This is a genomic window from [Roseibacterium] beibuensis, assembly GCF_039542305.1.
Lineage (GTDB): Bacteria > Pseudomonadota > Alphaproteobacteria > Rhodobacterales > Rhodobacteraceae > Roseibacterium > Roseibacterium beibuensis.
The window spans coordinates 155,502-181,384 of the sequence record NZ_BAABHW010000006.1 but is presented as its reverse complement, the minus strand read 5'-3'; the positions used below and the strand labels follow the sequence as shown (position 1 = coordinate 181,384).

Annotated in this window: 26 protein-coding genes; 15 read left to right on the top strand and 11 right to left on the bottom strand. The window is 66.1% G+C overall.

Annotation, left to right across the window (positions count from 1 at the left end; genetic code table 11):
• Window positions 1–57: 57 nt before the first annotated feature.
• Together ABD923_RS17240 and rnr are read right to left on the bottom strand one after the other, a co-directional pair.
• Window positions 58–1,479 (bottom strand): lytic murein transglycosylase, encoded by a 1,422-nt coding sequence (locus ABD923_RS17240; RefSeq protein WP_222191742.1) that lies wholly within the window; start codon window positions 1,477–1,479, stop codon window positions 58–60.
• 136 nt (window positions 1,480–1,615) lie between these two features.
• Window positions 1,616–3,871: a ribonuclease R gene (gene rnr / locus ABD923_RS17235; RefSeq protein WP_259553212.1), complete on the bottom strand. Its 2,256-nt coding sequence runs from the start codon at window positions 3,869–3,871 to the stop codon at window positions 1,616–1,618.
• Between the two features lie 120 nt (window positions 3,872–3,991).
• On the opposite strand from rnr, the gene ABD923_RS17230 reads away from it, so the two are divergent.
• Window positions 3,992–4,468, top strand: coding sequence for a DUF305 domain-containing protein (locus tag ABD923_RS17230; protein ID WP_259553215.1), 477 nt, complete (start codon window positions 3,992–3,994; stop codon window positions 4,466–4,468).
• A 3-nt stretch (window positions 4,469–4,471) separates the two neighbouring features.
• On the opposite strand, the gene dapE is transcribed toward ABD923_RS17230, so the two are convergent.
• Window positions 4,472–5,617 carry a succinyl-diaminopimelate desuccinylase gene (dapE, locus tag ABD923_RS17225; protein ID WP_259553217.1) on the bottom strand — a complete coding sequence of 382 codons (1,146 nt, stop codon included), beginning with the start codon at window positions 5,615–5,617 and terminating at the stop codon, window positions 4,472–4,474.
• A gap of 266 nt (window positions 5,618–5,883) precedes the next feature.
• Here dapE and ABD923_RS17220 point away from each other — a divergent pair, with 266 nt between their 5' ends.
• Together ABD923_RS17220 and ABD923_RS17215 are read left to right on the top strand one after the other, a co-directional pair.
• On the top strand, window positions 5,884–7,458 hold the full coding sequence (locus tag ABD923_RS17220) for a Hint domain-containing protein (protein WP_259553218.1): 1,575 nt from the start codon (window positions 5,884–5,886) through the stop codon (window positions 7,456–7,458).
• Window positions 7,459–7,463: 5 nt separating this feature from the next.
• Window positions 7,464–8,504 (top strand): Hint domain-containing protein, encoded by a 1,041-nt coding sequence (locus ABD923_RS17215; protein WP_259553219.1) that lies wholly within the window; start codon window positions 7,464–7,466, stop codon window positions 8,502–8,504.
• Between the two features lie 7 nt (window positions 8,505–8,511).
• Here ABD923_RS17215 and ABD923_RS17210 read toward each other — a convergent pair whose 3' ends face one another.
• Entirely contained in the window at window positions 8,512–8,859 is a 348-nt protein-coding gene (locus ABD923_RS17210; RefSeq protein WP_259553221.1) for a hypothetical protein, read from the bottom strand.
• A gap of 106 nt (window positions 8,860–8,965) precedes the next feature.
• On the opposite strand from ABD923_RS17210, the gene ABD923_RS17205 reads away from it, so the two are divergent.
• The 3 genes from ABD923_RS17205 to ABD923_RS17195 all read left to right on the top strand — a co-directional run bounded on the left by ABD923_RS17205 (window position 8,966) and on the right by ABD923_RS17195 (window position 11,101).
• Window positions 8,966–9,556: a Crp/Fnr family transcriptional regulator gene (locus tag ABD923_RS17205; RefSeq protein ID WP_222191748.1), complete on the top strand. Its 591-nt coding sequence runs from the start codon at window positions 8,966–8,968 to the stop codon at window positions 9,554–9,556.
• A 78-nt stretch (window positions 9,557–9,634) separates the two neighbouring features.
• Window positions 9,635–9,826: a YgaP family membrane protein gene (locus ABD923_RS17200; RefSeq protein WP_025311201.1), complete on the top strand. Its 192-nt coding sequence runs from the start codon at window positions 9,635–9,637 to the stop codon at window positions 9,824–9,826.
• 201 nt (window positions 9,827–10,027) lie between these two features.
• Window positions 10,028–11,101: a Hint domain-containing protein gene (locus ABD923_RS17195; protein ID WP_259553222.1), complete on the top strand. Its 1,074-nt coding sequence runs from the start codon at window positions 10,028–10,030 to the stop codon at window positions 11,099–11,101.
• Between the two features lie 18 nt (window positions 11,102–11,119).
• On the opposite strand, the gene dapD is transcribed toward ABD923_RS17195, so the two are convergent.
• Window positions 11,120–11,947: a 2,3,4,5-tetrahydropyridine-2,6-dicarboxylate N-succinyltransferase gene (gene dapD, locus ABD923_RS17190; protein WP_259553223.1), complete on the bottom strand. Its 828-nt coding sequence runs from the start codon at window positions 11,945–11,947 to the stop codon at window positions 11,120–11,122.
• Window positions 11,948–12,060: 113 nt separating this feature from the next.
• On the opposite strand from dapD, the gene ABD923_RS17185 reads away from it, so the two are divergent.
• Complete coding sequence (locus ABD923_RS17185; RefSeq protein WP_259553225.1) at window positions 12,061–12,906, top strand: LOG family protein; 846 nt, start codon at window positions 12,061–12,063, stop codon at window positions 12,904–12,906.
• A 10-nt stretch (window positions 12,907–12,916) separates the two neighbouring features.
• Here ABD923_RS17185 and ABD923_RS17180 read toward each other — a convergent pair whose 3' ends face one another.
• The 4 genes from ABD923_RS17180 to ABD923_RS17165 are packed head-to-tail and all read right to left on the bottom strand — an operon-like array spanning window position 12,917 to window position 16,692.
• Window positions 12,917–13,783, bottom strand: a complete 867-nt coding sequence (locus ABD923_RS17180; RefSeq protein ID WP_259553226.1) for an esterase-like activity of phytase family protein — start codon at window positions 13,781–13,783, stop codon at window positions 12,917–12,919.
• 1 nt (window position 13,784) lies between these two features.
• Window positions 13,785–14,705 (bottom strand): penicillin-insensitive murein endopeptidase, encoded by a 921-nt coding sequence (mepA, locus tag ABD923_RS17175; RefSeq protein ID WP_259553227.1) that lies wholly within the window; start codon window positions 14,703–14,705, stop codon window positions 13,785–13,787.
• A 4-nt stretch (window positions 14,706–14,709) separates the two neighbouring features.
• A complete protein-coding gene (locus tag ABD923_RS17170) occupies window positions 14,710–16,110 on the bottom strand; it encodes an MFS transporter (RefSeq protein ID WP_259553228.1) in 1,401 nt (466 codons plus the stop codon).
• Between the two features lie 51 nt (window positions 16,111–16,161).
• Window positions 16,162–16,692, bottom strand: coding sequence for an acyl-CoA thioesterase (locus ABD923_RS17165; RefSeq protein WP_259553230.1), 531 nt, complete (start codon window positions 16,690–16,692; stop codon window positions 16,162–16,164).
• A gap of 128 nt (window positions 16,693–16,820) precedes the next feature.
• Here ABD923_RS17165 and ABD923_RS17160 point away from each other — a divergent pair, with 128 nt between their 5' ends.
• Window positions 16,821–17,108 carry a YggT family protein gene (locus ABD923_RS17160; RefSeq protein ID WP_259553240.1) on the top strand — a complete coding sequence of 96 codons (288 nt, stop codon included), beginning with the start codon at window positions 16,821–16,823 and terminating at the stop codon, window positions 17,106–17,108.
• Between the two features lie 19 nt (window positions 17,109–17,127).
• Here the strand turns inward: ABD923_RS17160 and ABD923_RS17155 are convergent, their stop codons facing one another.
• Together ABD923_RS17155 and msrA are read right to left on the bottom strand one after the other, a co-directional pair.
• Window positions 17,128–17,805 carry a sulfotransferase family 2 domain-containing protein gene (locus tag ABD923_RS17155; RefSeq protein WP_345229548.1) on the bottom strand — a complete coding sequence of 226 codons (678 nt, stop codon included), beginning with the start codon at window positions 17,803–17,805 and terminating at the stop codon, window positions 17,128–17,130.
• 143 nt (window positions 17,806–17,948) lie between these two features.
• The gene (gene msrA, locus ABD923_RS17150) at window positions 17,949–18,617 is read right to left on the bottom strand and encodes a peptide-methionine (S)-S-oxide reductase MsrA (protein WP_259553247.1); all 669 of its coding nucleotides are present in this window, start codon (window positions 18,615–18,617) and stop codon (window positions 17,949–17,951) included.
• Window positions 18,618–18,726: 109 nt separating this feature from the next.
• On the opposite strand from msrA, the gene ABD923_RS17145 reads away from it, so the two are divergent.
• The 7 genes from ABD923_RS17145 (at window position 18,727) to ABD923_RS17115 (ending at window position 25,878) form a co-directional block, all read left to right on the top strand.
• Window positions 18,727–19,620 carry a D-amino acid aminotransferase gene (locus ABD923_RS17145; protein WP_259553248.1) on the top strand — a complete coding sequence of 298 codons (894 nt, stop codon included), beginning with the start codon at window positions 18,727–18,729 and terminating at the stop codon, window positions 19,618–19,620.
• A 53-nt stretch (window positions 19,621–19,673) separates the two neighbouring features.
• Complete coding sequence (locus tag ABD923_RS17140; protein ID WP_259553249.1) at window positions 19,674–20,378, top strand: sulfotransferase-like domain-containing protein; 705 nt, start codon at window positions 19,674–19,676, stop codon at window positions 20,376–20,378.
• Between the two features lie 56 nt (window positions 20,379–20,434).
• Window positions 20,435–22,243 carry an adenine deaminase gene (gene ade / locus ABD923_RS17135; protein ID WP_259553254.1) on the top strand — a complete coding sequence of 603 codons (1,809 nt, stop codon included), beginning with the start codon at window positions 20,435–20,437 and terminating at the stop codon, window positions 22,241–22,243.
• Window positions 22,240–23,727, top strand: a complete 1,488-nt coding sequence (locus ABD923_RS17130; protein WP_259553255.1) for an AMP nucleosidase — start codon at window positions 22,240–22,242, stop codon at window positions 23,725–23,727. The genes ade and ABD923_RS17130 overlap by 4 nt, the downstream gene beginning before the upstream one ends.
• Window positions 23,728–23,860: 133 nt before the next feature.
• On the top strand, window positions 23,861–24,151 hold the full coding sequence (locus ABD923_RS17125; protein WP_222191762.1) for an HU family DNA-binding protein: 291 nt from the start codon (window positions 23,861–23,863) through the stop codon (window positions 24,149–24,151).
• 73 nt (window positions 24,152–24,224) lie between these two features.
• A complete protein-coding gene (locus tag ABD923_RS17120) occupies window positions 24,225–25,106 on the top strand; it encodes a DMT family transporter (protein ID WP_259553257.1) in 882 nt (293 codons plus the stop codon).
• A gap of 58 nt (window positions 25,107–25,164) precedes the next feature.
• Window positions 25,165–25,878: a cytochrome c biogenesis CcdA family protein gene (locus ABD923_RS17115; protein WP_259553258.1), complete on the top strand. Its 714-nt coding sequence runs from the start codon at window positions 25,165–25,167 to the stop codon at window positions 25,876–25,878.
• The last annotated feature ends 5 nt before the right edge of the window (window positions 25,879–25,883 follow it).

Below are 25,883 nucleotides of genomic sequence, written 5' to 3'. Positions count from 1 at the left end.
GCGAGGGGGCAGACAGCCCCCTCGCACGGGTCGACCGGCGTAGCCGGGCGAAATCCCTCAGGACCCGCGCAACTGCTCCAGAACCCGGAGCGAGGCATAGCCATCGGGCGTATCGCCGATGGATTGCTGGTAACGGCGCACGGCGTCGATCGTGTTCGGCCCGATGATCCCGTCCACGCCATAGGTGGCGAAGCCTGCGGCGGTCAACAGGCGCTGCAATTCCCGCCGCTCATCGCCGCTCAGCACCCGGTCCCCGCGCGGCCATTCGGCGCGAAAACGGGGGCCGCCCATGATCCGGTCGCCCAGATGCCCCACCGCGATGACATAGGCGTCCGCAGGGTTGTAGCGCTCGATCACCCGGAAATTGTCGAAGATCATCAGCGCCACGCCATGCGACCCGGCGGGCAGCAGGATCGACGCGTCGCCATGATCCGGCACCTCGCCGCCATCGGCCAGCGTCACGCCGCGGTCTCGCCAGAAGGCGGCGTTGCGCCGGGTCCGCTCGCCCGTCAGGCTGTAATCGAAGCCGTCGGGCAGGCGGATCTCGACGCCCCAGGGCTGGCCGCGCTCCCACCCGAAATGCGCAAGATACGCGGCGGTCGAGGCCAGGGCGTCCACCGGGTTGTCCGACCAGATATCGCGCCGCCCGTCGCCGTTGAAATCCTGCGCGTGATCGAGGTAGCTCGTCGGCATGAACTGCGTATGGCCCATGGCCCCGGCCCAGCTGCCGCGCATGTTGCGCGGGCGCACGTCGCCCGATTGCAGGATGCGCAGCGCCGCGATCAGTTGGTCCTCGAAGAAGTCCCGGCGCCGCCCCTCGTAGGCCAGGCTCGCCATCGCCTCGATGATGTCGGTCGAGCCGCGCATCGCGCCATAGGCGCTTTCCAGCCCCCAGATCGCCACGACCACGCGCGCATCCACGTCGTAGCGCGCTTCGATCTCGGCCAGTTCGTCGGCGTATTCCTCGTAGGCCGCGCGCCCGTTCGAGACACGTTCCGACGACACGGCGGAGTCGAGGTAATCCCACAATGCGCGGGAAAACTCGGATTGGTTCGCATCGCGTTCCAGCACGCGCGTATTCAGTTGCACGCCGGTAAAGGCCGCCTCGAGCGTGCCTTGCGTGATCCCTTGCGCGCGGGCGCGGGCGAAGAACCCGTCGATCCAGCGGCGAAACTCCGGGTCTTCGACCCGGCCCATCCGTTCGGCGGCCATGCGCTCGGTCTCCTCGACGAAACCCTCAGGCGGGGTGCCGCGATATTCCGGCCGCATCGAGGACGCCACGGCCAGCAGGCTCACCGGTTCATCGGGCTCGACCGCCCGTGTCACTTCGGGCTCCGCGACGGGTCGGGCCTGGGCCGGGATTACTGCATCCGGGCCGGGGCGGGGGATGGGCACCAGTGACACCCGCGGCGGTGCGGCAAGTGCCATTCCGGCCCAAAGGGCCAGCGTCAGGGTCGATATCGTTAAGGTGTGCCGCATGCTGGGCCTGTCAGTCTTCGCTCAAGGTCTGCCCGGTTTTGTGGATAATATAGCGGATTCCAAGCGCACTTACATCAACCGCGCGTCAATGCGCGGTCTCTTGCCGTTGCGGTAAGGCGATGTGGTGAAGGCCCGGTTAACGCTGCCGCGCGGTTTTCTTGCGCAGCTTGACCTTTTTCTTGGCCGCTTTCCCGGCCTTCCGGCGAGGCGGAGCGCCCCGCTTGCCCCGTTGCGGACGGCGCGGCAGGCTTCTCCCGTCCAGTTCGACAAGGTCCAGCGTCAGGCCCCCGGTCACCGGAACGGCCTCGGCCAGTTTGACGGTGACTCGGTCGCCGATCCCGATGGTCAGGCCCGAGTCCGCGCCCATCAGCGTCTGCGTCTCGGCGTCGAAATGGAAATACTCGTGCCCGATCGCCCGCATGGGCAGCAACCCGTCCGCCCCCGTCTCGTCCAGCCGCACGAAGGCACCGAAGCGCTGGATGCCCGAGATGCGCCCGGTGAAGGTCGCGCCCACCCGGTCCGACAGGTAGGCGGCGAGGTAGCGGTCATTGGTGTCGCGCTCCGCCGTCATCGACCGCCGCTCGGTGTCCGAAATATGCTTGGCGGTTTCGTCCAGCCGCTCGATCTCCTCGGGGCTCAGCCCATCGCGCCCCCATCCATGGGCCGAGATCAGCGAGCGATGCACAACCAGGTCGGAATAGCGCCGGATGGGCGAGGTGAAATGCGCGTAATTCTTCAGCGCCAGCCCGAAATGCCCGAAATTCTCGGGGCTGTAATAGGCCTGCGTCATCGAGCGCAGCGTGGTCATGTTGATCAACTCGTCGAACTCGCTCCCCTCGGCCTGGGCCAGCAGGGCGTTCAACTGCCGGGTTTGCAGGACCTGCCCCTTTGCCAGCGAAAACCCCGAGGCCTCGGCGGTTTCGCGCAAGGCCTCGATCTTTTCGGGGTTCGGTTCCTCGTGCACGCGGAACAGCAGGGGGGAGCGTTTCTCGATCAGGGTCTCGGCGGCGGCGACATTGGCCAGAACCATGAATTCCTCGATCATGCGATGCGCATCGAGCCGGTCCTTGTAGGCGACGGAGGTGACATGCCCGTCCTCGGACAGTTGGATCCGCCGCTCCGGCAGGTCGAGGTCCAGCGGCTGGCGGCGGTTGCGCGCATCGCGCAGCGCGCGATAGGCGGCATAAAGCGGGGCGATGATCGGCGCGACCAGGGGTGCGGTCTTGTCGTTCGGGCTGCCATCCTCGGCGGCCTGAACCTCCTCGTAGTTGAGCGACGCGGTCGAGCGCATCAGCCCCCGGACAAATCGGTGGCCGATCTTGTTACCCTGTGCGTCGATGACCATGCGCAAGGCGATACAGGCGCGCGGCACGCCTTCGTGCAGGGAACACAGGTCGCCCGACAGGCGGTCGGGCAGCATCGGCACCACGCGGTCGGGGAAATAGGTGGAATTGCCCCGCTTCTTCGCCTCGCGGTCCAGCGCGCTGCCCGCCGGCACGTAATGCGCGACATCGGCGATGGCGACCCAGATGACATGGCCGCCCCTGTTCTTCGGGTCGTCATCGGCATGGGCATAGCAGGCGTCGTCATGGTCGCGCGCATCGGCCGGGTCGATGGTGACAAGGTCCATGTCGCGCAAATCCTCGCGCCCTGACAGGCCCGCGGGCTTCTTGCTGTCGGCCTCGGCGATGACGGCATCGGGGAACGCGTCGGGAATGCCGTGTTCGTGAATCGCGATGAGGCTGACGGATTTCGGCGCGCCGGGGTCGCCCAGACGGTCGGTGATCCGCGCCCGCGGCAGGCCCATGCGGCCCTTGGGGCCGGCCTGTTCGGCCTCGACCAACTCGCCGTCGCGCGCGCCGTGCGTGTCGCTGGCGCGCACCTGCCATTCCTTGTCGGCCCCCTTGGCGATGGGCACGATGCGCCCGCCCTCGGCCCCCTTGCGGTAGATGCCGAGGATCTTTTTCGGGTTCGTCCCGATCCTCCGGATCAGGCGGGCGATATACTGGTGATCCTCGCCCTGAACCTCTTGCATGCGGGCAAGGATGCGGTCGCCCGCGCCGATGGCCGGGTCGGTCGCGCGGGCGGAAAACAGGATGCGCGGCTCGGTCCCTTCGCCCTGCCATTCCAGCGGGCGGCAGAACACGTCGCCCAGATCGTCCGGCCCGGTGACCTGCAACACTGCCACGGGCGGCAGTTTGTCGGGGTCGCGATAGGTCTTCTTGCGCTTCTCGAGGTGGCCCTCGTCCTCCAGCTCCTTGAGCATGCGCTTGAGGTCGATCCGGTCGGCCCCCTTGATCCCGAAGGCGCGGGCAATATCGCGTTTCGAGGTGCTGGCGGGGTTGTCCGAGATCCAGGCGAGGATCTGGTCCTTGGTGGGAAGCGTGCTCATGCGTTTGGCGTAACACGGGGCCGGGCGCGCGTCATGCGGGAATTGGGGCCAGAGCGGGCCAGTCGGAACAGCGCGCCCTGCCAAGCGTTGATGTGCCAGGAAAGAAGGAGATCACCCGACATGACCTATACGCGATTCCTGGCCATGATCGCGACCTCCACCGTCGTGATGTTCGGCCTGATGTATCTCAACACCTACGCGCTGGGGCATATCAGCTTCAGCGAAACGCGGCTTTACATGGCGGTCCTCATGGGGGCCGCGATGGCCATCGTGATGCTCGGTTTCATGTGGAAGATGTATGGCAACCGGGCACTCAACTGGACGATCATGGGTGTCGCCGTGGTGGCCTTTGCCGGGTCGCTATGGCTGGTGCGGTCGCAGGCGACCGTGCAGGACGTGTCCTGGATGCGCGCCATGATCCCGCACCATTCGATCGCCATCCTGACAAGCGAACGCGCCGGGTTGAGCGACCCGCGCGTGCAGGCGCTGGCCGACCGGATCATCGAGGCGCAGCGTATCGAGATCGACGAGATGCAGGCCCTGATCGACGATCTGACGGGTGGCCCACGCGCCACGCCCGAGGTCGACGGCGAATAGGGCTCAGCCCGTGAAATAGTCGGTCAGGATCTGGGTGTAGATGCGTTTCAGGTCGTGGATGTCCTGCACCCAGACGCGTTCATCGACCTCGTGCATCCGGTGTCCGACAAGGCCGAACTCGACCACCGGGCAATGCGATTTGACGAAACGCGCGTCCGAGGTGCCACCGGTGGTCGACAGGACCGGCTGGCGGTTCGTGGCCTTGGCCACCGCCCCCGACACCAGATCGGACAGATCGCCGGGCGGCGTCAGGAACGCCTCGCCCGAGATATGGGGGCGCATTTCGATCCGCGTACCGGTTTCCTCGGCGACCTTGTCGGCCTCGGCGCGCAGCCAGTCGGTCAGGCTGGCGCCGGTGTGCAGGTCGTTGAAACGCAGGTTGACCGTCATGCGCGTGCGCGCGGGAATGACGTTCGAGGCCGGGTTGCCCGTGTCGATGGTGGTCACCGACAGGGTGGACGGGTCGAAATGGTCGGTGCCCCGATCCAGCGTGTGACCGGACAGCCGATGCGCCAGCAGCGCCACCGCCGGCATCGGGTTCAGCGTCTTGTGCAGGTAGGCGGAATGGCCCTGCTTGCCGATCACCTCGAAATGCGCGGTCATCGACCCGCGCCGCCCGATCTTGATCATGTCGCCGATCACCTCGGGGCAGGTGGGTTCGCCCACGATGCAGACATCCATGCGTTCGCCCGCCTGCTCCATCCAGTCGAGGATGGCGATGGTGCCGTCACGGCCCGGCCCTTCCTCGTCGCCGGTGATGGTCAGGATGATCGCGCCGTCCGGCGGCGTGTCCTTGACGAAATCCATGGCGGCGGCGGCAAAGGCGGCCACGCCCGATTTCATGTCGGTGGCCCCGCGTCCGTAAAGCCAGCCCTCTTCGAGATGCGCCGAGAAGGGCGGATGCGTCCAGGCGCCTTCGTCGCCCACGGGCACCACGTCGGTATGGCCATTGAAGCCAAAGGTCTTCTCCGCCCCCTTGGCGCCCCAGCGGGCGAACAGGTTTGGCGTGCCGTTCCGATCCACCCGGGTGCAGTCGAAGCCCGCCGCGCCTAGCGTCGCTTCCAGCAGTTGCAGCGCGCCGCCTTCTTCCGGCGTGACCGAGGGGCATTTGACGAGGGCGGCGGTCAGGGCGGCGGGATCGGTGGGCATGAGGGCTCCGTCATCGGCAGGGGTTTCGCCTTGGGTAGCGCCGTGGCGGGAAAGGCACAATGGCGGGCCAAGCAGGCGTGATCGGCCGACGGGGGATACCAATTCGGATCAGGCTGATCTAATCTCCTGAAAAATTGAATAAAAACCGTCGAGGCAGGCGCGGCAACGACCGCGGGACGGATCACAGGCGTGAAAACACCCCCCCGACCAGAGGGGGCAACAGCCTGTGCATGACCCCTGCCTCGCCGATACGAGCGAGGGCAGACATGGCGACTGGGCAGGAACTCACCTACGATACCGGCGCATCCGCGACCGAGATGGCCGAGACCATCATGGGCGAAGGCGTCACCGTGGTGGACGCGGATTACGACGGGTCGTGGTACGCGTCGGCGATTTATTCGGATGGCGACAGCATCGCGGCAGGGCCGACCCCGTCGGATAGCGGTGTCATTCTTTCGACCGGCTACGTGGGCAATTTCACGCAGTCCTGGGGCGATCCGAACCGGAGTGACGGCACCTCCACCAATACCTCCGGCGACAACAACAACCCGCTGCTGAACAACGCCGCGAATGCTTCGACCTACGACGCCTCGATCCTGACGATCGATTTCATTCCGGAAGGCGACACGATGACGATGCAGTTCGTCTTCGCCTCCGAGGAGTATCCGGAGTTCACGGGATCGGAGTTCAGTGATGTCGTCGCCGTCTACATCAACGGTGAGCTTGTGACGTCGCCCGTGATCGACGTGACGCAGATCAATTCCATCAACCAGACCGAAAACGCGAACCTTTTCGTCGATAACACCGGTGACGACCACAACACCGAGATGGACGGGTTCACCGTCACCCTGTCGTTGCAGATGGATGTGAACCCGAACGAGGTGAACGAGCTGATCATCGCCATCGCCGATGTGGCCGACAGCTCCTACGACTCGAATCTCCTGATCGCGGCGGACAGCGCGCAGACCGCGTTCATCGCCAACGACGACGCCATCACGCATTACGAGGGCCAGACCGCCATCGTGGACGCGCTGGCCAATGACGGGTCGGCCGGGGTGATGACCATCACCCACGTGAACGGCCAGGAAATCTCCGTCGGTGAAACCATCACGCTACCCAGCGGGCACGCGGTGACGCTTCTCGCGGATGGTACCTTGCAGGTAGTGCCGCCCGCCGATCAGACCAACCTGGTGGCCGATGAAACGGTGAACTTCACCTATACCGTCGAGAACGAGGACGGGATCACCGACACCGCCTTCGTCACCGTGACAGCGATTCCCTGTTTCGTGCGCGGGACACTCATCCGCACGCCCGGTGGCGATGTTCCGATCGAAACGCTCGGCGCCGGCGATCTGGTCGAGACGCGCGACAACGGCCCGCAGCCCCTGCGCTGGATCGGATCGCGCCGTGTGCCGGCCGAGGGGCGCTTTCGCCCGGTCGTGATCGAGGCCGGAACCTTCGGCCTGCATGCACGCCTTGTGGTGTCGCCGCAGCACCGGGTCCTGCTGCGTCACTGGATGGCCGAATTGATGTTCGGCGAGGACGAAGTGCTGGTCGCCGCGAAGGACCTTGTGAACGAGTGTTCGGTCCGGTTCTGGGATGCGGGCGGCGAGGTCGAGTATTTCCACCTGCTCTTCGACCGCCACCAGATCGTCTGGTCCGAAGGGCTCGAAACCGAAAGTTTCCAGCCCGGGCCATATGTCATGGATGACCTTGAAGCCGCGGTGCGGGACGAGGTTTTGGCGCTGTTCCCGCAGATCGATCCGGAGAATCTTTCGGGGTATGGGCCAGCGGCCCGAACCACGCTCAAGGCACATGAAGCACGGCTGCTGGCGGGATAGTCGGCATGGTCTGGTCGGCAATCTGGAACGAGGGGAAGGCGGTCCCCATAGGATACCCCTTCGCGGCCAAGGCCGATGACGGACGGTCGCGCGATGCCTTGACCTTCTGGCTGGAGCTGCCGGTGCCTGCGCCCGGGCGGCGGCCCGTGCGCCTTTGGCGGGGGCAGGGGGACGTGGCCCGCGCCCTGTCGATCTACCTGATGCCGGACGGCGCGCTGCGCCTCGTGCACGGGGAAACCGATCTTTGCACCCCGGCCGGGTTCCTGTCGGCCCGTCATGTGCTGGTGTTGCGCCATGTCACCTGTGCGCGGGGGCGGGGCGACGTTCTGGACGTGGCAAATGCGATCACCGGGATGCGCCACCGGATGCGATCCGCCCTGCCGACACCCGCCCGCCTGTCCGACCTGTTGCCATCCGATGACGGTTATCTGCGCATCGCGACGGTCGCCGCGATCGCCACCCATGCCGTCGCGGCCAGCGATATGCCGGGCCTGGCATCCGGTGCGCGCGTGCTGACCGACAAGGGCCCCGTCGCCGTGGACTATCTCAAGGCGGGGGACCGCGTGATCGGGCGGGACGGCACCCCCCGCACCCTGCGTTGGATCGAGGCGCGCGACCGTCTCTGCCTTGGCCATGCGGCGCCGATCCTGATGCGCGCGCCCTATTACGGCCTGGCGCAGGATGTCTGCCTCACGCCGGAAACACGGATCCTGCGGCGCGGGGCCGAGGTGGAATACCTCGCCGGCACCGACACGGTGCTGGTGCGCGCCAGCGACCTTGTTTCGGGGCAGGCCGCACGCTTTGACCGGTCGCAGCCGTTGCGCTGGTTCCATCACCTGATGCTGGATGATCCCGATTGCCTGCAACTGGGCCGCTGCCAGATCGAAACGGCGACATTGGCCGAGGTTCTGGCCTCGAAAGACAGCGGCACACAGTTACTTGGAATTGCCGAGTGTGACCGCCACCCGTCCTTGCCGCTGCTCGACAGGCCCGCGACCCGCTCGCTTCTGGGTACTGCCGCGTCGGGGCATGGCGCGGTGATCTGAGACGCGGCTAGCCGCGATCCTCGTCGCCGAAAAACGGCGTCATCTGCACCACGATCACCGCATTCTCGTCGAAGGCGCGCTGCATCAGCGCGGCGTCCTCCTCCTCGATCGTCTCGCCCTGCGCCTCGCGCTCGGCCCGCGTGCCGTAGCCTGTCACGTCCAGGGGGTTCAGGTCGGCCTGTTTCAACACGGCCACCGTCTCGCGCACCGCCTCCGCCTCGTCCACGCCCGAGGCATAGCAGACAAGCCCGGCCCCGGTCGCGCCGTCGGGCAGGCCGTCGCCGTCCTTGCGGCCGACCTCGACCACCAGCATGTAAACGTCGTGCTTGCGGGGGGATGTCTTGTCCTTCGCCATGGCGCCGGAGTGGTCCTTTGCCCGCGCGCTGTCAAGCGCCGTTGACCTTGCCGCGCGGGCGCGGAATGGTCAGGGTTCCCGTCTCCTCAACCCCGGTGCGCCACCCATGTCCCGCCCCTTCACCGCCCCCAAGGGCACGGTCCTGTTCAGCCCCGGTCAGCCTTGCCCGGGCTTCCTGCTGCTGGACGAGGGGTCGATCCGCGTGTCGCTGACTGGGGCCAACGGGCGCGAGGTGGTGCTCTATCGCGTGCAGCCGGGCGGCATCTGCCTGCAGACCTTTGCCTGCCTGACGCTGGATCGCACCTATTCCGCCGAGGGGCTGGTCGAGGCCGATATCACCGGCGAGCTTGTCCCCGCCGGTCAGTTCCGCAGCCGCCTGGCCGAGGATGCGGGGTTTCGCGACCTCGTCTTCGGGTCCGTCGCCCAACGCTTCGGCGAGTTCGAGCAGCTGGTCGAGGATGTCGCCCTGACCGGGTTCGACGCGCGGCTGGCCCGTGCCCTTTTGCGCCTGAAGGACGAGGCCGGGTTCGTCGCCGCGACCCATAGCCAACTGGCCGCGGAAACGGCCTCGGGGCGGGCCTTTGTCACCCGGCGGCTGGCGGAATTCGGCAAAACCGGCCTTGTCAGCCAGGAAAAGGGTGGCCTGCGCCTGCTGGATCAGGCCGGACTGGAACGGATTGCCGCAGATCGCCGGTGACTCTGTCACCGTCATCCGGGCCGGGAGTGCCTATATTCGAGGGCAGGTTCACATCGAACAGCCACAAGGAGATATTCCATGCCCCGCAACGAAGGCACCATCGACCGCGCCCTGCGCATCATCGCAGGCCTCGTGCTCATCTCGCTCGTGTTTGTCGGCCCCCAGACCGCGTGGGGCTGGGTCGGCCTCGTGCCGCTTTTGACCGGCGCGCTGGGCTACTGCCCCTTGTATTCCGTGTTGGGGATCAACACATGCGGAATGAAGAGCTAAGCAAAGCCGTTTCTCCGGACGGTGGAAAAGGGGGCCTCGGCCCTCTTTTCTGTTTTCAGCCCCAAGCGCGGATCCAAACTGCGCTTTTCACGTTTTTCACGTAGAATCAGTCTTATTCTCGCCGTCTTTTGGGCCGAGCCTGCGGATGACAGGGTGCGCGCGTAGCGACCGAACCCCGTAATGCTCTCCAACGAGGTTTCTATGGACCAGCCGATCCAATACCAAAGCTTTGATTTTGCACTGCTTATCTCACAGCTTTTTTCTTCTGATCAGACGATTGTTCTGTCCGATATCGGCCCGATCACCACGACCGGCACGCTCACCGATAACGACGGGGTGTTTTATGTGGGCGAAGAGGTCACGCTCGACGGCATGACGCTGACGATGATGGGGTCTGGCACCGCCACGCCTGGCGTAGATATCGGTGGCATCACGCTGCCCCTCGGCACCCCGGTCGATGTGCTCGTGTTCCAGGATCCTAGTACGGACCAGCTTTACCTTGCCTATCCCGACCAGCCGCCCAGCCTGGTGGCCGCCGTTGCGGTCGTGCTGTCCGTGGACGAGGTTGGTTACGACACCAATACCGATACGCCGCTATGTTTCTGCGAGGGCACGTTGGTGGCCACGCCCTTTGGCAATGCCAAAGTGGAAAGCCTGACAGGCGGTGACGAGGTTCTTGACTGGTGCGGGGCGCGCGTCCGCGTCCTCGCGGTGATCGACTCGCGCCTTGCCGTGCCCAAGCCTGATCAGCAGCCCATCGTGTTCGAGCCTGGTTCCCTCGGCGAGGGGCTGCCTGAGCGGCGCCTGAAGCTGTCCCCCCAACACCGGCTCTGCCTGCCCGGCTGCGACCCCGCCGGGGCCGACCCGTTTCTGGGGCCCGCGCTCGCCTTTGTCGATCTGCCGCGCGTGCGGCAAAAGAAATCCCTGCAGCCCGTCAATTACGTCCACCTGGTGACCGAGCGCCACGCGATCCTGCGCGTCGAGGGGGTTCCGGCGGAATCGCTGCTATTGCGGGCGCGGGAACTGGGCGGCATGGCAGGCCAGTCTGCCGAAAGCGTGGCCGCCGCCATCGGCATGAAGCCTTGTCACCTCGAGGAGCATCCGGCGTCCCGTCCGGCGGGGCGGCTCCTGACGAAACAGCAGGCCGCCAAGCTGGTTGCGGCCTGGCAGGTGAACACCTCGCTGGTGCCCGGGCCGACGTGGCCCACGAACACGGGTGACGTGGCCGAAGACACCTGGGTGCCGACTGTTCTGGTCGGCGGGCAGTCCTGCTAGGCTGCCCCGCCGCCGCATTCAGTCGCGCAACAGGTCGTTGATCGAGGTCTTGGAGCGCGTTTTTTCGTCGACCCGCTTCACGATCACGGCGCAATACAGGTTCACGCCGTTCTTCGACGGCATCGACCCGGACACGACGACCGAACCCGCCGGCACCTCGCCATACATGACCTTGCCCGTTTCGCGATCGACGATCTTGGTGGACTGGCCGATGAACACGCCCATGCCGAGGACCGACCCCTCGCGCACGATCACGCCTTCGACCACCTCGGACCGCGCCCCGATGAAGCAGTTGTCCTCGATGATCGTGGGACCGGCCTGCATCGGTTCCAGGACGCCGCCGATGCCGACGCCGCCCGACAGGTGCACGTTCTTGCCGATCTGCGCGCAGGACCCGACCGTGGCCCATGTGTCGACCATCGTGCCTTCGTCGACATAGGCCCCGAGGTTCACGAAGGACGGCATCAGCACCACGCCCGGCGCGATATAGGCCGAGCGGCGCACGATGCAGTTCGGCACGGCGCGAAAGCCCGCGTCTTTCCACTCGGTATCGCCCCAGCCCTTGAACTTGCTGTCGACCTTGTCCCACCAGTGGCCGCCCTGCGGGCCGCCATCCTGCTGTTCCATGTCCTTCAGGCGAAAGCCCAACAGCACCGCCTTCTTGGCCCACTGGTTGACGTGCCAGCTGCCATCCGCCTGCTTTTCGGCGACGCGCAGCTTTCCGCCGTCCAGGGCGTTCAGCGTCTCTTCGATGGCTTCGCGCGTTTCCCCGCCCGTCGACGGCGTGATCCGGTCGCGGGTTTCCCACGCGGCTTCGATGGCGGTTTCCAGCTGGGCGTTGGACATCGGTGGTTCCCCTCGGTCAATCTGTTGGCAGGCCTATATCCGGCGCATCCCCGGCTGGCAATCCGGCAGGGGGCGGGCTAGGTCTGGCAGGCAGTCAACACGAGGGTACAGGTATGGAAGACGATCCCAGATACGCGCCGTTCCGCCAGGCGCAGGACGATGTCGACTCCAGCCGCCAAGTGCCTGACACGCCGCAGGCGCGATCGCCTGCCTACCGGCTGGCCTTCGACGACCCGTCCTTCATCAACCGTGACGAGCTGCGCCCGGTGCGCCTGCAACTGGAATTGATGAAGCCCACGCTTCTGATGGACGAGCACGGCATCGAATCCACCGTCGTTCTCTTCGGCGGCGCGCGCATTCCGCGCCCGTCCGAGCGGGACAAGGCCCGCAGCGAAACCCTCAAGGAACTGTCGCATTTCTACGACGAGGCCCGCGCCTTTGCCCGCGCGATCACCGAACGCTCGGTGGCATCCGACTGCCGCGAGATGGTCGTCGTCACCGGCGGCGGCCCCGGCGTGATGGAGGCGGGCAATCGCGGCGCCGTGGATGCCGGCGGCTGTTCCATCGGCCTCAACATCGTGCTGCCACATGAACAGGTGCCGAACGAATACGTGACGCCCGAACTGTGCTTCAACTTCCACTATTTCGGCATCCGCAAGATGCACTTCCTGCTGCGCGCCAAGGCCATCGCGGTTTTCCCCGGCGGGTTCGGCACGCTGGACGAATTGTTCGAAAGCCTGACCCTGATCCAGACCGGCCGGATGGAGCAGGTGCCGGTCCTGCTGTTCGGCGAAAGCTTCTGGCGCAAGATCGTGAATTGGGAGGCCCTGGCCGACGCCGGCACCATCTCGCCCGAGGATCTGGACCTGTTCCACTTCGTCGAAACCGCCGAGGACGCGCTCAAGATCATCGACGGCTGGACATATACGGGCAAGCGGGGCGCGATCCCGGGGCGCTGAGACCGGCGCGTCAGTCGGGCAAGACGTACTCGACCAGCGTGTTCGGCCGCCCCCGGCTCAGGTCATTGTCCGCGATCATGCTGGCAATCAGCCGTCCCTGCCCGTCGCGCCAAAGGCTCAGCCCTTCGAGGTTGCCATGCCGGGTGCTGCCCTCGTCCAGCAGGCGCTCGGGCGCGCCAAGGCCCCTCGGCCCGACCGCGAAGCGCGTCAGCCGGTTGCCGAAGCCGCCAAGCGAGACGCGCCGCTCCAACAGGTACAGCCGCCCCCGGTCGTCGAAATCGAGCGCCACCGGCCGCAGGCCGCCGCCGCTGCCCACCGTCGCGATCACCTCCCAGCCCTGCGCGCCGCCACGCCACAGGCGACCGTCGCCGCGTTCGGCCAGCATGTAGAACCGTCCCTGCGCATCGACGGCCAGGGCCTCGTACCCGCCATTCGCCGGCAGGCGCGCGGCCTCGGGCGGCGGGGCGATCACCGTGGCGGCACGGCCTGTCCCGGAGAAGACCGCGACGCGTGCCGTACCTTCGAAGGAAATGGCGAACCGCCCGTCGCGCATCCGGGCAAGGCCTTCGCTGTCGAAGGCCCGGATATCCGGGTCGCGATTCCCGTCGCCATCGGTCAGCACGGTCTCGGCCGTCAGCCCCGCGCCGGTGACGCGACCGCCCTCGCGCCGGAGCGCAACGGTGAACAGCCGCCCGCGATCCGACAGGACCACCGCCTGCCGCCCGCTCTGCGAGACGTGGATCGCGGACAATCCGCCGAATCCCGGCGCGGCGAAGGGCAGCGCGACCTCGCTCATCACCTGCGCCTGTGCCAGAAGCGGCGATGCCCAAAGCGCGAGAATGGCCGCGAGGACGGGCGTGCGGAACCCCGCTCTCATCTCACAGGCTGCTGAGCAATGACAGGCATTGGCCCGGAACCTGCGACAGGGTCACGCCGTTGCCGCGCGGCGGTTGCGGGGCTGCGGGGCCAGTCGGCGCGGGCGGTTCGCTGCTCGGCGGGGCGGGGTTCAGGATGCGGGCCGCGCGGGCCTCGGCGGCGGCGCAGCCATCGCCAGCGGGCACCGGCTCCTGCTCTTCGCAGTTTCGCGACCCGGCGGGGCAAGTCAGCCGCACATGGAAATGGTAGTGATGTCCCGTCGCCGGACGAATGCGGCTCAGCCAGTCGCGGTCGCCTTCGGGCGTGTTGCGGCACAGCCAGACCTTCACGCCCGTGGTGACGAAAATCCGCGCGACGCGCGGATCGGTTGCGGCGGCGCGCAGAACCGTGGCGTGCTCGGCCGTCCAGTTCTCGTTGATCCAGGCCCCCCGCTGAGAGCGGACCGAGATCGAAGACAGGTTCTCGCGGTCCTGCCGCGACAAGGTCAGGTCGCGCGCGGGCAGCATCCAGATATCGACATCGAGGCCCGACTGGTGGCTGACATGGCCGGTCAGCATCGGGCCGCCGCGCGGTTGGCTCATGTCGCCGATATAAAGGCCGTTCCAACTGGTGGTGCGGGCGACCTCGCGGCTCAGGTCCTGCACGAAATCTATGGTTTCGGGATGCGCCCAGTTGCGGTTCCGGCTCATCCGCATGGCCTGCCATGTCGGGCCGGTCTCGGGCAGTTCCTGCGCCCCCGCGACACAGCCGTTGGAGTAGAAGCCGATCACCTCGGGCCGACCGCCGGACGCGACGGCCTCGGACCCGAAAAGATGGCGCGCCTGCATCGCCGATTGCGTGGCATCGAGCCGTGGGGCACCGCCGCCGACGCAGGCGGCCAGGGCAAGGCTCAGCGCGGCGAGGGCAAGGTGACGGGTCAGCATCGTGTCACTCCCTGGGCGGGGTGCCGTCGTGCCGGCCTTCGGCATCGACGAAGAAAAGCAGGATCAACCCGATCATGAACAAGACAACCAGCGGCGTCACCCCCATCTGCTGACTTCCCGTCGCTTGTGTGACAATTCCGATGGAGAGCGGCGCGATGAAGGAGGTGGCCTTGCCCGCCAGCGCATAGAGCCCGAACGCCTCGGTCATGCGGTCTGGATGGGCCTGGCGCACCATCATCGTGCGCGACGAGGATTGCAGCGCGCCACCCCCCGCGCCGATCAGCGCGCCAAGCGCGTAGAAGGCGATATCGGGCAGGCTCGAGTCCTCGGCCACCGGGATGCCGAAGACGCTGTCGCGCGCGATGAAGACGACGCCAAGCGCCACAAGCGTCAGCAAAAGGACATTGGTCAGGATCACCGGCTTGGGCCCAAGCGCGCTGTCGGCCTTGCCGCCCAGCCACGCGAACAGCGCGCCGGTCAGAACGGCCAGGATGCCGAAGACCCCCACATCGACAACCGACCAGCCCAGGACGCCCGCAGCATAGATCCCGCCAAAGACATACATCCCGTTCAGCGCGTCGCGGTAGAACATCGAAGAGGCGAGATAGGCGAACATGCTGCGCTGCCGGGGCAGGGACCGCAGGGTGCGCCGCAATTCGGGCCATGCGCTGGCCACCGCCTCGCGCACCGGAATGGCGTCTGCGGGGCGCGGGTCGCGCACCCACAGGAAAAACGGGATCATGAAGGCCGCGTACCACAGCGCCGTGCCCGGCCCGACGGCGCGGGTGCCCTCGCGCTCTGCGGGATCGAGCCCGAACAGCGGGTCCAGCCCGATCAGCGTTTTTCCCGTTTCCGCGTTCTCCGCGAAGAGCAGCAGCATCGCCACCAGCGCCACGAAGCCGCCGAGATACCCGAAGGCCCATCCCGAGCCTGAAATGCGCCCAAGGTCTTTCCGCCGCCCCAGCGTCGGCAGCAGCGCGTTGGTGAAGATCGTCGCGAACTCCATCCCGATCAGGCCGATGGCGAAACTGAACAGGATCAGGAACAGGTTGAAATCGCCCGGTGCGGCCCACCACAGGCCCCAGGCTCCCGCGATGTAAAAGCCCGAGAACAGCCAGATGAACGGCATCCGACGCCCCGCCAGGTCCGCGATCGCGCCAAGGAACGGCGCCATCAGCGCGATGGCCAGTCCCGCCGCGCCCACGCCGTATCCCCAGGCCGTCTGCGCCGCCGTGCCGTCGCCCAGCAGGTCGTTGATGTAGGGCCCGAAGATGAAGGTCAGCAGCAGCGTGTTATAAGGCTGGCTCGCCCAGTCGAACGCCCACCATCCCCAGATGCGGCGCTTGCCCTCGGGGTCAAGCCTGTCGAGGGGGGGGAGCGGTTTGGGTGACGTCAGAGTTTTCATGCGCGTGACAATCCGCCCAAGCGCGCGGTTTGTAAACGAAAATGCCGGGTCTCAGATCTCAGGCGGCCAGGGGCGTGTCCGATCCGCCTCGGCCCAGTTCAGCACCCAGTCCGGCAGCGCAGGAGACGCCCGGTCGATCCCCAGCGCATCGGCGACGCGCAGCGGATTGGTCAACCGCCCCTTTTCGGTCACGCCGGTGCGCAAGAGCGCGTGGTTGCAGACGGTCTCGCCGCGCACCATCGCCTGTTCGATGTAGAAGAACTTGTCGTCCCAGCCCAACAGGCGCGTGCGCAGATCGAACCGTTGCAGGGGCCGGATACGGGCGCGGTAGCGCACCGAACTGCCCGCCACCACCAGGCCCCAGCGTTCCCGCTTCAGCGTGTCCCACAGCCCCGTTCGGATCGACAGGCCGAACCGCCCGAGGTCATAGAGCGTCAGGATGCGCCCGTTGTTCATCTCGAAGAACCCGTCGATATCCCAGGGCAGGCAGGTCAGCCCGAGGTGATGCGTGTCGAGGATGCCAAGGCGCGGTTTGCGCTTTTCGGCGAGGGTCAGGGCGAAGAGACGGGCAAAAGGATACATGGTCCGCAGCCAAAGCCCGCCGCGCGCCGGGCTGCAAGAGGCGTCGTTGCGTCACTCCGCCCCGGCTTGCACCGCGCCGCGCTTGTGCCTATTTGCCGTGCAGTCCCGATGCTATCAAAGGCCCGCAGATGACCTCGCTTTTCCAGATCCTGATGCTGCTGATCGACGTGGCGTTCTTCATCGTCATCGCCCATGTGATCCTCAGCTGGCTGATCAGCTTCGGCGTGCTGAACATGCGCCAGCCCATCGTGGCGCAGATCTGGGACGGTCTGAACCGCCTGCTCGAACCGGTCTACGGCCCGCTCCGCCGCGCGCTGCCGCCGATGGGCGGCCTCGACCTTGCGCCGCTGGTCGTGATCATCGGCCTCTACGTGGTCGAGATCATCCTGCGCAACAACGTGGCGTTCTTCCTCTGACCAAGTCCCGCGGGGCGCGTCAGACCGGCGCCTCGTAGCCAAACATCTCGATTTCTTCGCGGCATAGATCCTGGATCTGACGGACGGCCCCGGGATAGGCCGCGAAGATCTCTTGCGCGGTTCCGCCCGATTTTGGGCGATGGCCCGACTTCGCCCGGATGTTCTTCTGCGTGTCCCCGACAAAGCCCAGGCCCGCGGCCTCCAGATCGTCCTGCAGGTGCTCGTAGCGCAGGTAGACGTCGAGCTTGTCCTCCCCGTGCAGGGGCGCGATGCGCAGGTTTTCCGTCAGCCGCTCGGGAAAGCGTTGATAGAACGCTTCGAAATCGAGCCCCTCGTCCCGGTTGCACGTCTTGGCCCAGAAATACCGCGACACGGCACGGTCATAGGGGCTGCGCACAATCGTGATCCAGCGGTATCCGTCCCGGATCTCGGGCGGCAACTTGGAGCGCGCCTCGGCGGCGGGCATGTGCTTCGTGAACACCTTGCCGTTCGGGGACAGAAGCCGACGAAAGCCCTTGTGCTTGTAATTCTGCGGTCCGCGAAACTTCAGGGCTGACCGGGTCTGCTCATCCACCTTGGAGATTGGCGTAATGATGCAATCCGGCCCGCAATACCTGGAGAGCGCGATCTCGAACGACGTCCCGCCAACCTTCTTCGTCTTGATGAATACCAGATCCAGTTCGTGGCAGACGATCACCTGATCATTCCTCCGGGGCAGCAGCAAAGGCCGGGCCGTCGAGCGGCCCGTGCTACGCATGGGACCACAAGCCACGGGAGGTCAAGCCAGAAGATCGGCTGCCGCGCGCCGCGCGGCGGAGGCTCGCCGGGACCCCCGGTGCCTCAGTACAGGAACGGCGCGTCCGCGCCCCAGATCGCCTCGACCCGGTCGTCGCGTCCGCACGCGTCGCGGTACAGCCCGTAGGCCACCGATTTCCGGCGCGGGCCGAAGCGTGTCAGGATCAACTCGTCGCTGCGGTAATAGTCCTGGTGATATTCCTCGGCCGGGTAGAAGGGCGCGGCATCGCGCACCGGCGTCACGACAGCAGCGCCCAGGTCCGCCTCGGCCTGGGCGATCGCGGTCTCGGCAATGGCGCGTTCCTCGGGCCCGTTCACGAAAATCGCGGTGGTATAGCTAAAGCCCCGGTCGCAGAACTGCCCGCCCTCATCCAGCGGATCGATGGAGCGCAGGAACAGGTGCAGCAGTTGTTCGTAAGCCAGCACATCGGCGTCATAGGTGATCGCGACCACCTCCAGATGCCCGGTGCCGCCATTCACCACCTGCCGGTAGCTGGGGTTCTCGACCGTGCCCCCGGCAAAGCCCGAGACGACCTCCTGCACGCCCTCGACGCGTTCGAAATCGGCTTCGACACACCAGAAACACCCACCGGCCACCACGGCGGTCCGGATATCCTCGGCATGGGCGCGACCGGTCTGGATGGCCAGTGCGGCCAGCATGGCCAATCCAAGCGTGACGGGTTTCAGCGTGTCGCGGATCGGGGCGCGGGGCATGGTCAATCTCCTTTCGGTGCCGCCACGGTCGGACGTGGCCCCTTGAAATGCAAGGCACAGGGGTGTGAGGTCACGCGGCGGTGAACGGCGGTGACAGGAAAGGGCGAGAATGGTCAGCACGCACCAGTCCGAAGAGGACGCGCGCAACGAGAACATCCTGATCTGGGTGAACGGCGCGCTCAAGCCCCGGCCCGAGGCCATGGTCAGCGTCTATGACAGCGGGTTCATGCTGGGCGATGGCGTGTGGGAGGGGCTGCGCCTCTATGACGGCAAATGGGCCTTTCTCGACGATCACCTCGACCGGCTGTTCGAGGCGGCGCTGGCCATCGACCTCGATATCGGTCTCGACCGCGCCGGCGTGATCGCCGCGCTGGAGGACACCCGCGCAGCGAACGGCATGACGACCGACGCCCATGCCCGCCTGATGGTCACGCGCGGGGTCAAGATGCGCCCCTTCCAGCACCCGGCGCTATCGGTTTCAGGGCCGACCGTTGTCATCATCATGGAGCACTCCAAACCCTCCATCCCGCGCCCCATTCGCCTTGCCACCGTCCCGCACCAACGCGGGTTGCCGATGACGCAGGACCCCAAGCTCAACTCCCATTCCAAGCTGAACTGCATCCTCGCCTGCATCGCCGCCGAAAAGGCCGGCGCGGACGAGGCGTTGATGCTGGATGTGCATGGCTTCGTGAATACCACCAACGCCTGCAATTTCTTCATCGTCCGCAAGGGCGAGGTTTGGACCAGCACGGGCGATTACTGCATGAACGGGATCACGCGGCAGAAGGTCATCGACGTGTGCCGCGCCGACGGCATCCCCGTCTTCGAGCGGAACTATTCGCTGGTCGACACCTACGGCGCGGACGAGGCGTTCCTGACCGGCACCTTCGGGGCACAGACCCCGGTGGGCGAGATCGACGGGCGTGTCATCGGGGATGGGCAACCGGGGTCGATGACGAGGCGGATTCGGACGCTCTACAAGGAACTGGTCGACCGGTCCTGAGCGGCCGGCGTGTATGCACGGGGTGTGTACAGGATGTGTACAGGATGTGACTCATGAAAATCGCGATGTGGTCGGGGCCGCGAAACCTCTCGACGGCCATGATGTACAGCTTCGCCGCGCGGGGTGATTGCGCCGCCTGGGACGAGCCGTTCTACGCCCCCTACCTCGCCGCGACCGGCATGGATCACCCCCTGGCGGAGGAGATCGTCGCCGCCCATGAAGCCGACCCCGAGAAGGTCGCCGCGCGCTGTGCCGGGCCGATCCCGGATGGCAAAAAACACTTTTACATGAAGCACATGCCCCATCACATGCTGCCCGGCTTTCCGCTGGATTGGGCCAAGGGTTGCGTGAATGTGCACCTCATCCGCCACCCCGCCCGCGTCATCGCCTCCTATGCCGCCAAGCGGGGCAGGGTGACGCTGGAAGACATCGGCTTTCCCCAGCAACTCCGCCTGTGGCAAGCTTTGCCCGGTCCCGTTGTGGACAGCGCCGATATTCGCCGCAACCCACGGGAAATGTTGCAGAAAATATGCACTGAGATCGGCCTCGATTTCACCGAATCCATGCTCCACTGGCCGCCCGGCCCGCGCCCTTATGACGGGGTCTGGGCACGGCATTGGTACGGCGCGGTCCATGCCTCCACCGGCTTTGCCGAGGCCGAGGGGCCGCTGCCTGAACTGCCCGCAGAGCTCGCCCCGCTACTGGCCCAAGCCCTCCCGATTTACGAGGAGATGCGCGCGCAGGCTCTCGCCGGCTGACGCCGTGTCATGCAATCGTCGCTTGAAGGGGCGCGATGCATCTGAAAACCTTAGACATGGACACGCAAACACCCTTCCCCGCCTGGCCCGACGTCGCCGCCGACCTTGTCGCGGTCGCCGCCGGCCGCACACCCGCCGATCTCGTTCTGACCAATGCGCAGGTCGTCCTCGTCCAGACCCGCGAGGTGATGGAGGGCTGGCAGGTCGCCGTCGCTAAGGGCCGCTTCGCCTATGTCGGCCCGGACGCGGGCCACTGCATCGGGCCGGACACGCAGGTCGTTGACCTGCAAGGGAAATACCTGGTCCCCGGCCTGTGCGACGCGCATATGCATATCGAGTCGGGCATGCTGACCCCTGCGGAATTCGCCCGTGCCGTGATCCCGCATGGCACGACCAGCATGTTCACCGACCCGCATGAGATCGCCAATGTCTTCGGCCTGCGCGGGGTCAAACTGATGCATGACGAGGCGCTGATGCAGCCGGTCAACATCTTCACCCAGATGCCCTCTTGTGCGCCCTCCGCGCCGGGGCTGGAGACGACCGGGTTCGAGATCACGCCCGAGGACGTGGCCGAGGCGATGACTTGGCCCGGTATCGTGGGCTTGGGCGAAATGATGAATTTTCCCGGCGTGGTCGCGGGTGACCCCAAGATGCTGGCCGAGATCGCCGCCACGCAAATCGCGGGCAAGACCGTTGGTGGCCATTACGCCAGCCCCGATCTTGGCCCCGCCTTTCACGCCTATGTCGCCGGTGGCCCCGCCGACGATCACGAAGGCACCTGCGAGGAAGACGCCATCGCCCGGATGCGGCAGGGCATGCGCTCGATGATCCGGCTGGGCAGCGCCTGGTACGATATCGAGGCGCAGATCACCGCCGTGACCGAGCGGGGCTTGGACCCGCGCAACATGATCCTCTGCACCGACGATTGCCATTCGGGCACGCTGGTCCATGACGGGCACATGAACCGCTGCGTGCGCCACGCCATCGACTGCGGGGCCGAGCCGCTGCTGGCCCTGCAAATGGCCACGATCAACACCGCCACGCATTTCGGGCTGGAGCGTGAATTGGGCCAGATCGCACCGGGCCGTCGCGCCGACATGATCGTCACCAGCGACCTGCGCAGCCTGCCGATCGAGGTGGTCTATGCGCGCGGGCTAAAGGTCGCCGAGGGCGGGGTGTGCCTTGTGGATTGCCCGCATCTGGACTGGCCCGAGGATACGCGAAACTCGGTCTATCTGGGCAAGGCGCTGAAGGCCGCCGATTTCGAGGTGAAGGCCCCGGAAGGCGCCAATGCCGTGACCGTCAAGGTGATCGGCGTGGTCGAGAACCAGGCCCCGACCGAGGCGCTGACCGCCGAGCTGCCGGTGGTCGATGGCGTGGTCGAGGGCGAAGGCGGCGTCTGCCAGATCGCGTTGGTGGAACGTCACCGGGGCACCGGGCAGGTCACCAACGGGTTCGTTTCGGGCTTTGGCTACCAGGGGCGCGTCGCCGTCGCCTCGACCGTGGCGCATGACAGCCACCACATGATCGTCGTCGGCACGGACCGCGACAGCATGGCCAAGGCGGCAATGCGCCTCGGCGAGGTTGGCGGTGGCGTCGCCGTCTGGAAGGACGGAGAGGAACTTGCGCTGGTGGAACTTCCGATTGCCGGCCTGATGTCCGACAGCCCCGCCGAAGAGGTCGCCGCCAAGGCACAGGCGATGGTCGAGGCGATGGCCGCCTGTGGTTGTACGCTCAACAATGCCTATATGCAGCATTCCCTCCTGGCGCTGGTCGTCATCCCGTCGCTCCGCATTTCGGATCTCGGGATCGTGGACGTGACCCGCTTCGAGGTAACCGATCTGTTCGTGACGGAGGATGAATGACCGCGCCGATGAAGCACCTGCCCGTGGAAACCCCTGAGCTGCCGGGCGTGAAGCCCTTTTCAGACGCTGCCAAGGCGGTGGCCTATCTCGAGGAGCTTTACGAGACAGGCACGCGGTTCCTGCGCGACCATTTCTCGGCCGTGGTGCGGGCCGGTGAAGCGCCGGGGGTGCGGTATCGCGCCTTCTATCCCGAGATCCGCGTCACGACGACGACCTACGGCCAGGTGGATACCCGCCTTGCATTCGGCCATGTGGCCGATCCCGGCACCTACGCCACCACCGTCACCCGCCCCGACCTGTTCCGCCATTACCTGACGCAGCAGATCGGCCTGATCCTGTCGAACCACGACGTGCCGATCTATATCGGGCCGTCTCAAACGCCGATCCCGGTGCATTTCGCGGTCCTGAACGACGCCGATGTGCAGATCCCGCAGGAAGGCGCACTGGCCTTCCCCTTGCGCGATGCGTTCGACGTGCCGGACCTTCAGACGACGCATGACGACATCGTCAACGGCTTCGGCTTCACGCACGAGGACGGGGCAGGCGCGCTGGCACCCTTCACCGCGCAACGCATCGACTATTCGCTGGCGCGTCTGGCGCATTACACCGCGACCAAGCCCGAGTACTTCCAGAACCATGTGCTGTTCACGAACTACCAGTTCTACATGGACGAGTTCGTGGAATACGCCCGCGCCGCGCTGGCGGATCCCGACAGCGGCTACACGGCGTTGGTCGGGCCCGGCAACGACGTGATCACCGATCATACGCAGGCGCTGAACCCGCCTGCGAAACTGCCGCAGATGCCGACCTATCACCTGACGCGCGAGGGCGGGGGCGGGATCACGCTGGTGAATATTGGCGTGGGGCCGTCGAACGCGAAAACCGCGACCGACCATATCGCCGTGCTGCGCCCGCATGTCTGGCTGATGGTGGGGCATTGCGCGGGCCTGCGGAACACGCAAAGCCTTGGCGATTACGTTCTGGCCCATGCCTACCTGCGCGAAGACCGGGTGCTGGACGACGACCTGCCGGTCTGGGTGCCGATCCCGGCGCTGGCCGAGGTTCAGATCGCGCTGGAAGAGGCGGTCGAGGACGTTTCTGATGTCTCGGGCTACGAGTTGAAGCGGATCATGCGCACCGGCACCGTCGCCACCGTCGACAACCGCAATTGGGAGTTGCGGGATCAGACCGGCCCGGTGCAGCGCCTGAGCCAGAGCCGCGCCATCGCGCTCGACATGGAAAGCGCCACGATCGCGGCGAACGGGTTCCGGTTCCGGGTGCCCTACGGCACGCTGCTCTGCGTGTCCGACAAACCGCTTCATGGCGAGTTGAAGCTGCCGGGCATGGCCTCGGCCTTCTACAAGACGCAGGTCTCGCGGCATTTGCTGATCGGAATTCGGGCCATGGAAAAGCTGCGCGAAATGCCTTTGGAGCGCCTCCATAGCCGGAAATTGCGGTCTTTCGAGGAAACAGCCTTCCTTTGACGGTGCAAAAACGCCCCTGAACCCCTGTTTTTAACGCTTTTTGGCCCACGAAGCGTTGTGTGTAGCCACAATGTTCGGTTAGCTTCCCGGCAACGAACCCCTAGGGTTCGGGCAGTATCAGGAGAAGAAATACATGGCACAGAAACCCATGACCAAGACCCAGCTCGTTGCCGCACTGGCCGATGAGATGGGCAGCGACAAGAAAACCGCAGCCGCCGCGCTCGATGCCGTGACCGCTGTCGTGACCAAGGAAGTCGCCAATGGCGGCGCCGTGACCCTTCCGGGCATCGGCAAGGTCTACTGCCGCGAGCGCCCCGAGCGCATGGTGCGCAACCCCGCCACCGGCGAGCAGATCAAGAAAGAGGCCGACAAGCAGGTGAAAGTCACCGTTGCGAAGGCTCTGAAGGACAGCGTGAACGGCTGATTGCCGACCGCATGGAATTCTGAAAGGGTCGCGCCCGACGGGCTGCGGCCCTTTTCTTTTTGACGGTATCTCGATGGATCTTCGCGCGTTGGCGATGGGGCTGCTGTTTGCCCTGATCTGGTCTTCGGCCTTTACCTCGGCCCGTATCATCGTCGAGGCGGCGCCCCCCCTCATGGCGCTTTCGCTGCGGTTCTTCCTGTCGGGGGTTCTCGGCATCGGCATCGCGCTTGCCATGGGGCAGAACTTTCGCCTGACCCGCGTGCAATGGGTGTCGGTCCTTGTCTTCGGGATCTGCCAGAACGCGCTTTACCTGGGCCTGAACTTCATCGCGATGCAGACGGTCGAGGCCTCGCTGGCCGCGATCATCGCCTCGACCATGCCGCTGCTGGTGGCGGCGGCCAGTTGGCTGGTGTTCCGCGAACGGCTGCCGCTGTTGGGTGTGGCCGGGCTGGTTGTCGGGTTCGGGGGCGTGGCCCTGATCATGGCGCAGCGGTTTTCGGGCGGGGCGGATATGTTCGGCGTCGCGCTCTGCCTGGTCGGGTCCGTCGCGCTGACGGCTGCGACGCTGGTGGTGAAGGGCGCGTCCAAGGACGGGGCGAACCTGTTGATGATCGTCGGGCTGCAACTGATGGTGGGCAGCCTTGCGTTGGCCCCCTTCGCCGCGGTGTTCGAGACCTATCAGGTCAGTTGGTCGACCTCTCTGGTCGTCGCGTTCCTCTATACGACGCTGATGCCCGGCCTTTTCGCGACATTCATCTGGTTCCGCCTTGTCGGACGGATGGGGGCAACGCGCGCGGCGACCTTCCATTTCCTGAACCCGTTTTTCGGCGTAGCCATCGCCGCCATTCTGCTGGGTGAGGCGCTGACATGGGCCGATGCCTTGGGCGTGACGGTCATCGCGGCGGGCATCCTTGCGGTGCAGATGGCGCGCCAACGCCCGCGTCCCGCGCCCTGACATATGGCTCACGCGGACGTTTGATGACTGTGTTCGCGCTTTGGCGCATCACAGCGGCATGGAATTGATCCTGTCATACGGCGCGGGGCTGCTGACCCTTATCAATCCCTGCGTCTTGCCGGTGCTCCCTATCGTTCTGGCGGGGGCCTTGCAGGCCAGCCGCTGGGGGCCGGTTGCCCTGGCCGCCGGGATGGGGCTGGCGTTTGTCACGCTTGGATTTGGCATCATCGCGGCGGGGCACCTGGTGGGCCTGACCGAGCAGACGGTCGCGCGGGCCGGCGCCGTTTTGATGATCCTTTTCGGTTTGGTGTTGCTGGTCCCGCAGGCGTCGGCCCGGTTCGCGACGGCCACCGCCGGAATGTCGGCCCGCGCCGATCAGGAGATGCACGGGATCGAGGCGCAGGGGTGGCAGGGGCAGTTTCTTGGCGGCCTGCTCCTTGGCGCGGTCTGGAGCCCTTGCGTCGGCCCGACGCTTGGCGGGGCCATTTCGCTGGCCAGCCAAGGGGAGGAGTTGGGGCGCGCCTTCGCCATCATGGTGGCCTTCGCCCTTGGCATCGGCACGGTGATCGTCGCGCTCGGCTATGGTGCGCGCTCCCTGCTGCAACGGCGCATGGGACTGCTGCGCCGCTTCGCCCAATCATCCCGCCCCGTTCTTGGGGGCGTCTTCGTTTTCGTCGGCGTGGCGATCTTGCTGCGCTGGCACCACATGGCCGAGGCCTGGCTGCTGGATCACATGCCGATCTGGCTTCAGGACCTGTCGGTCGCCCTTTGAGATCC

Bases quoted from the DNA above. Each gene is read 5' to 3' on its own strand.
- ABD923_RS17165 (WP_259553230.1), bottom strand. From the start codon at position 16,692: ATGTATCCTTTTGCCCGTCTCTTCGCCCTGACCCTCGCCGAAAAGCGC.
- ABD923_RS17160 (WP_259553240.1), top strand. From the start codon at position 16,821: ATGACCTCGCTTTTCCAGATCCTGATGCTGCTGATCGACGTGGCGTTC.
- ABD923_RS17220 (WP_259553218.1), top strand. From the start codon at position 5,884: ATGGCGACTGGGCAGGAACTCACCTACGATACCGGCGCATCCGCGACC.
- ABD923_RS17130 (WP_259553255.1), top strand. From the start codon at position 22,240: ATGACCGCGCCGATGAAGCACCTGCCCGTGGAAACCCCTGAGCTGCCG.
- ABD923_RS17185 (WP_259553225.1), top strand. From the start codon at position 12,061: ATGGAAGACGATCCCAGATACGCGCCGTTCCGCCAGGCGCAGGACGAT.
- dapE (WP_259553217.1), bottom strand. From the start codon at position 5,617: ATGCCCACCGATCCCGCCGCCCTGACCGCCGCCCTCGTCAAATGCCCC.
- ABD923_RS17215 (WP_259553219.1), top strand. From the start codon at position 7,464: ATGGTCTGGTCGGCAATCTGGAACGAGGGGAAGGCGGTCCCCATAGGA.
- ABD923_RS17180 (WP_259553226.1), bottom strand. From the start codon at position 13,783: ATGAGAGCGGGGTTCCGCACGCCCGTCCTCGCGGCCATTCTCGCGCTT.
- ABD923_RS17210 (WP_259553221.1), bottom strand. From the start codon at position 8,859: ATGGCGAAGGACAAGACATCCCCCCGCAAGCACGACGTTTACATGCTG.
- ABD923_RS17170 (WP_259553228.1), bottom strand. From the start codon at position 16,110: ATGAAAACTCTGACGTCACCCAAACCGCTCCCCCCCCTCGACAGGCTT.
- ABD923_RS17140 (WP_259553249.1), top strand. From the start codon at position 19,674: ATGAAAATCGCGATGTGGTCGGGGCCGCGAAACCTCTCGACGGCCATG.
- ABD923_RS17115 (WP_259553258.1), top strand. From the start codon at position 25,165: ATGGAATTGATCCTGTCATACGGCGCGGGGCTGCTGACCCTTATCAAT.
- ABD923_RS17205 (WP_222191748.1), top strand. From the start codon at position 8,966: ATGTCCCGCCCCTTCACCGCCCCCAAGGGCACGGTCCTGTTCAGCCCC.
- ABD923_RS17145 (WP_259553248.1), top strand. From the start codon at position 18,727: ATGGTCAGCACGCACCAGTCCGAAGAGGACGCGCGCAACGAGAACATC.
- rnr (WP_259553212.1), bottom strand. From the start codon at position 3,871: ATGAGCACGCTTCCCACCAAGGACCAGATCCTCGCCTGGATCTCGGAC.
- ABD923_RS17200 (WP_025311201.1), top strand. From the start codon at position 9,635: ATGCCCCGCAACGAAGGCACCATCGACCGCGCCCTGCGCATCATCGCA.
- ABD923_RS17120 (WP_259553257.1), top strand. From the start codon at position 24,225: ATGGATCTTCGCGCGTTGGCGATGGGGCTGCTGTTTGCCCTGATCTGG.
- ade (WP_259553254.1), top strand. From the start codon at position 20,435: ATGGACACGCAAACACCCTTCCCCGCCTGGCCCGACGTCGCCGCCGAC.
- mepA (WP_259553227.1), bottom strand. From the start codon at position 14,705: ATGCTGACCCGTCACCTTGCCCTCGCCGCGCTGAGCCTTGCCCTGGCC.
- ABD923_RS17240 (WP_222191742.1), bottom strand. From the start codon at position 1,479: ATGCGGCACACCTTAACGATATCGACCCTGACGCTGGCCCTTTGGGCC.
- ABD923_RS17195 (WP_259553222.1), top strand. From the start codon at position 10,028: ATGGACCAGCCGATCCAATACCAAAGCTTTGATTTTGCACTGCTTATC.
- msrA (WP_259553247.1), bottom strand. From the start codon at position 18,617: ATGCCCCGCGCCCCGATCCGCGACACGCTGAAACCCGTCACGCTTGGA.
- ABD923_RS17125 (WP_222191762.1), top strand. From the start codon at position 23,861: ATGGCACAGAAACCCATGACCAAGACCCAGCTCGTTGCCGCACTGGCC.
- ABD923_RS17230 (WP_259553215.1), top strand. From the start codon at position 3,992: ATGACCTATACGCGATTCCTGGCCATGATCGCGACCTCCACCGTCGTG.
- dapD (WP_259553223.1), bottom strand. From the start codon at position 11,947: ATGTCCAACGCCCAGCTGGAAACCGCCATCGAAGCCGCGTGGGAAACC.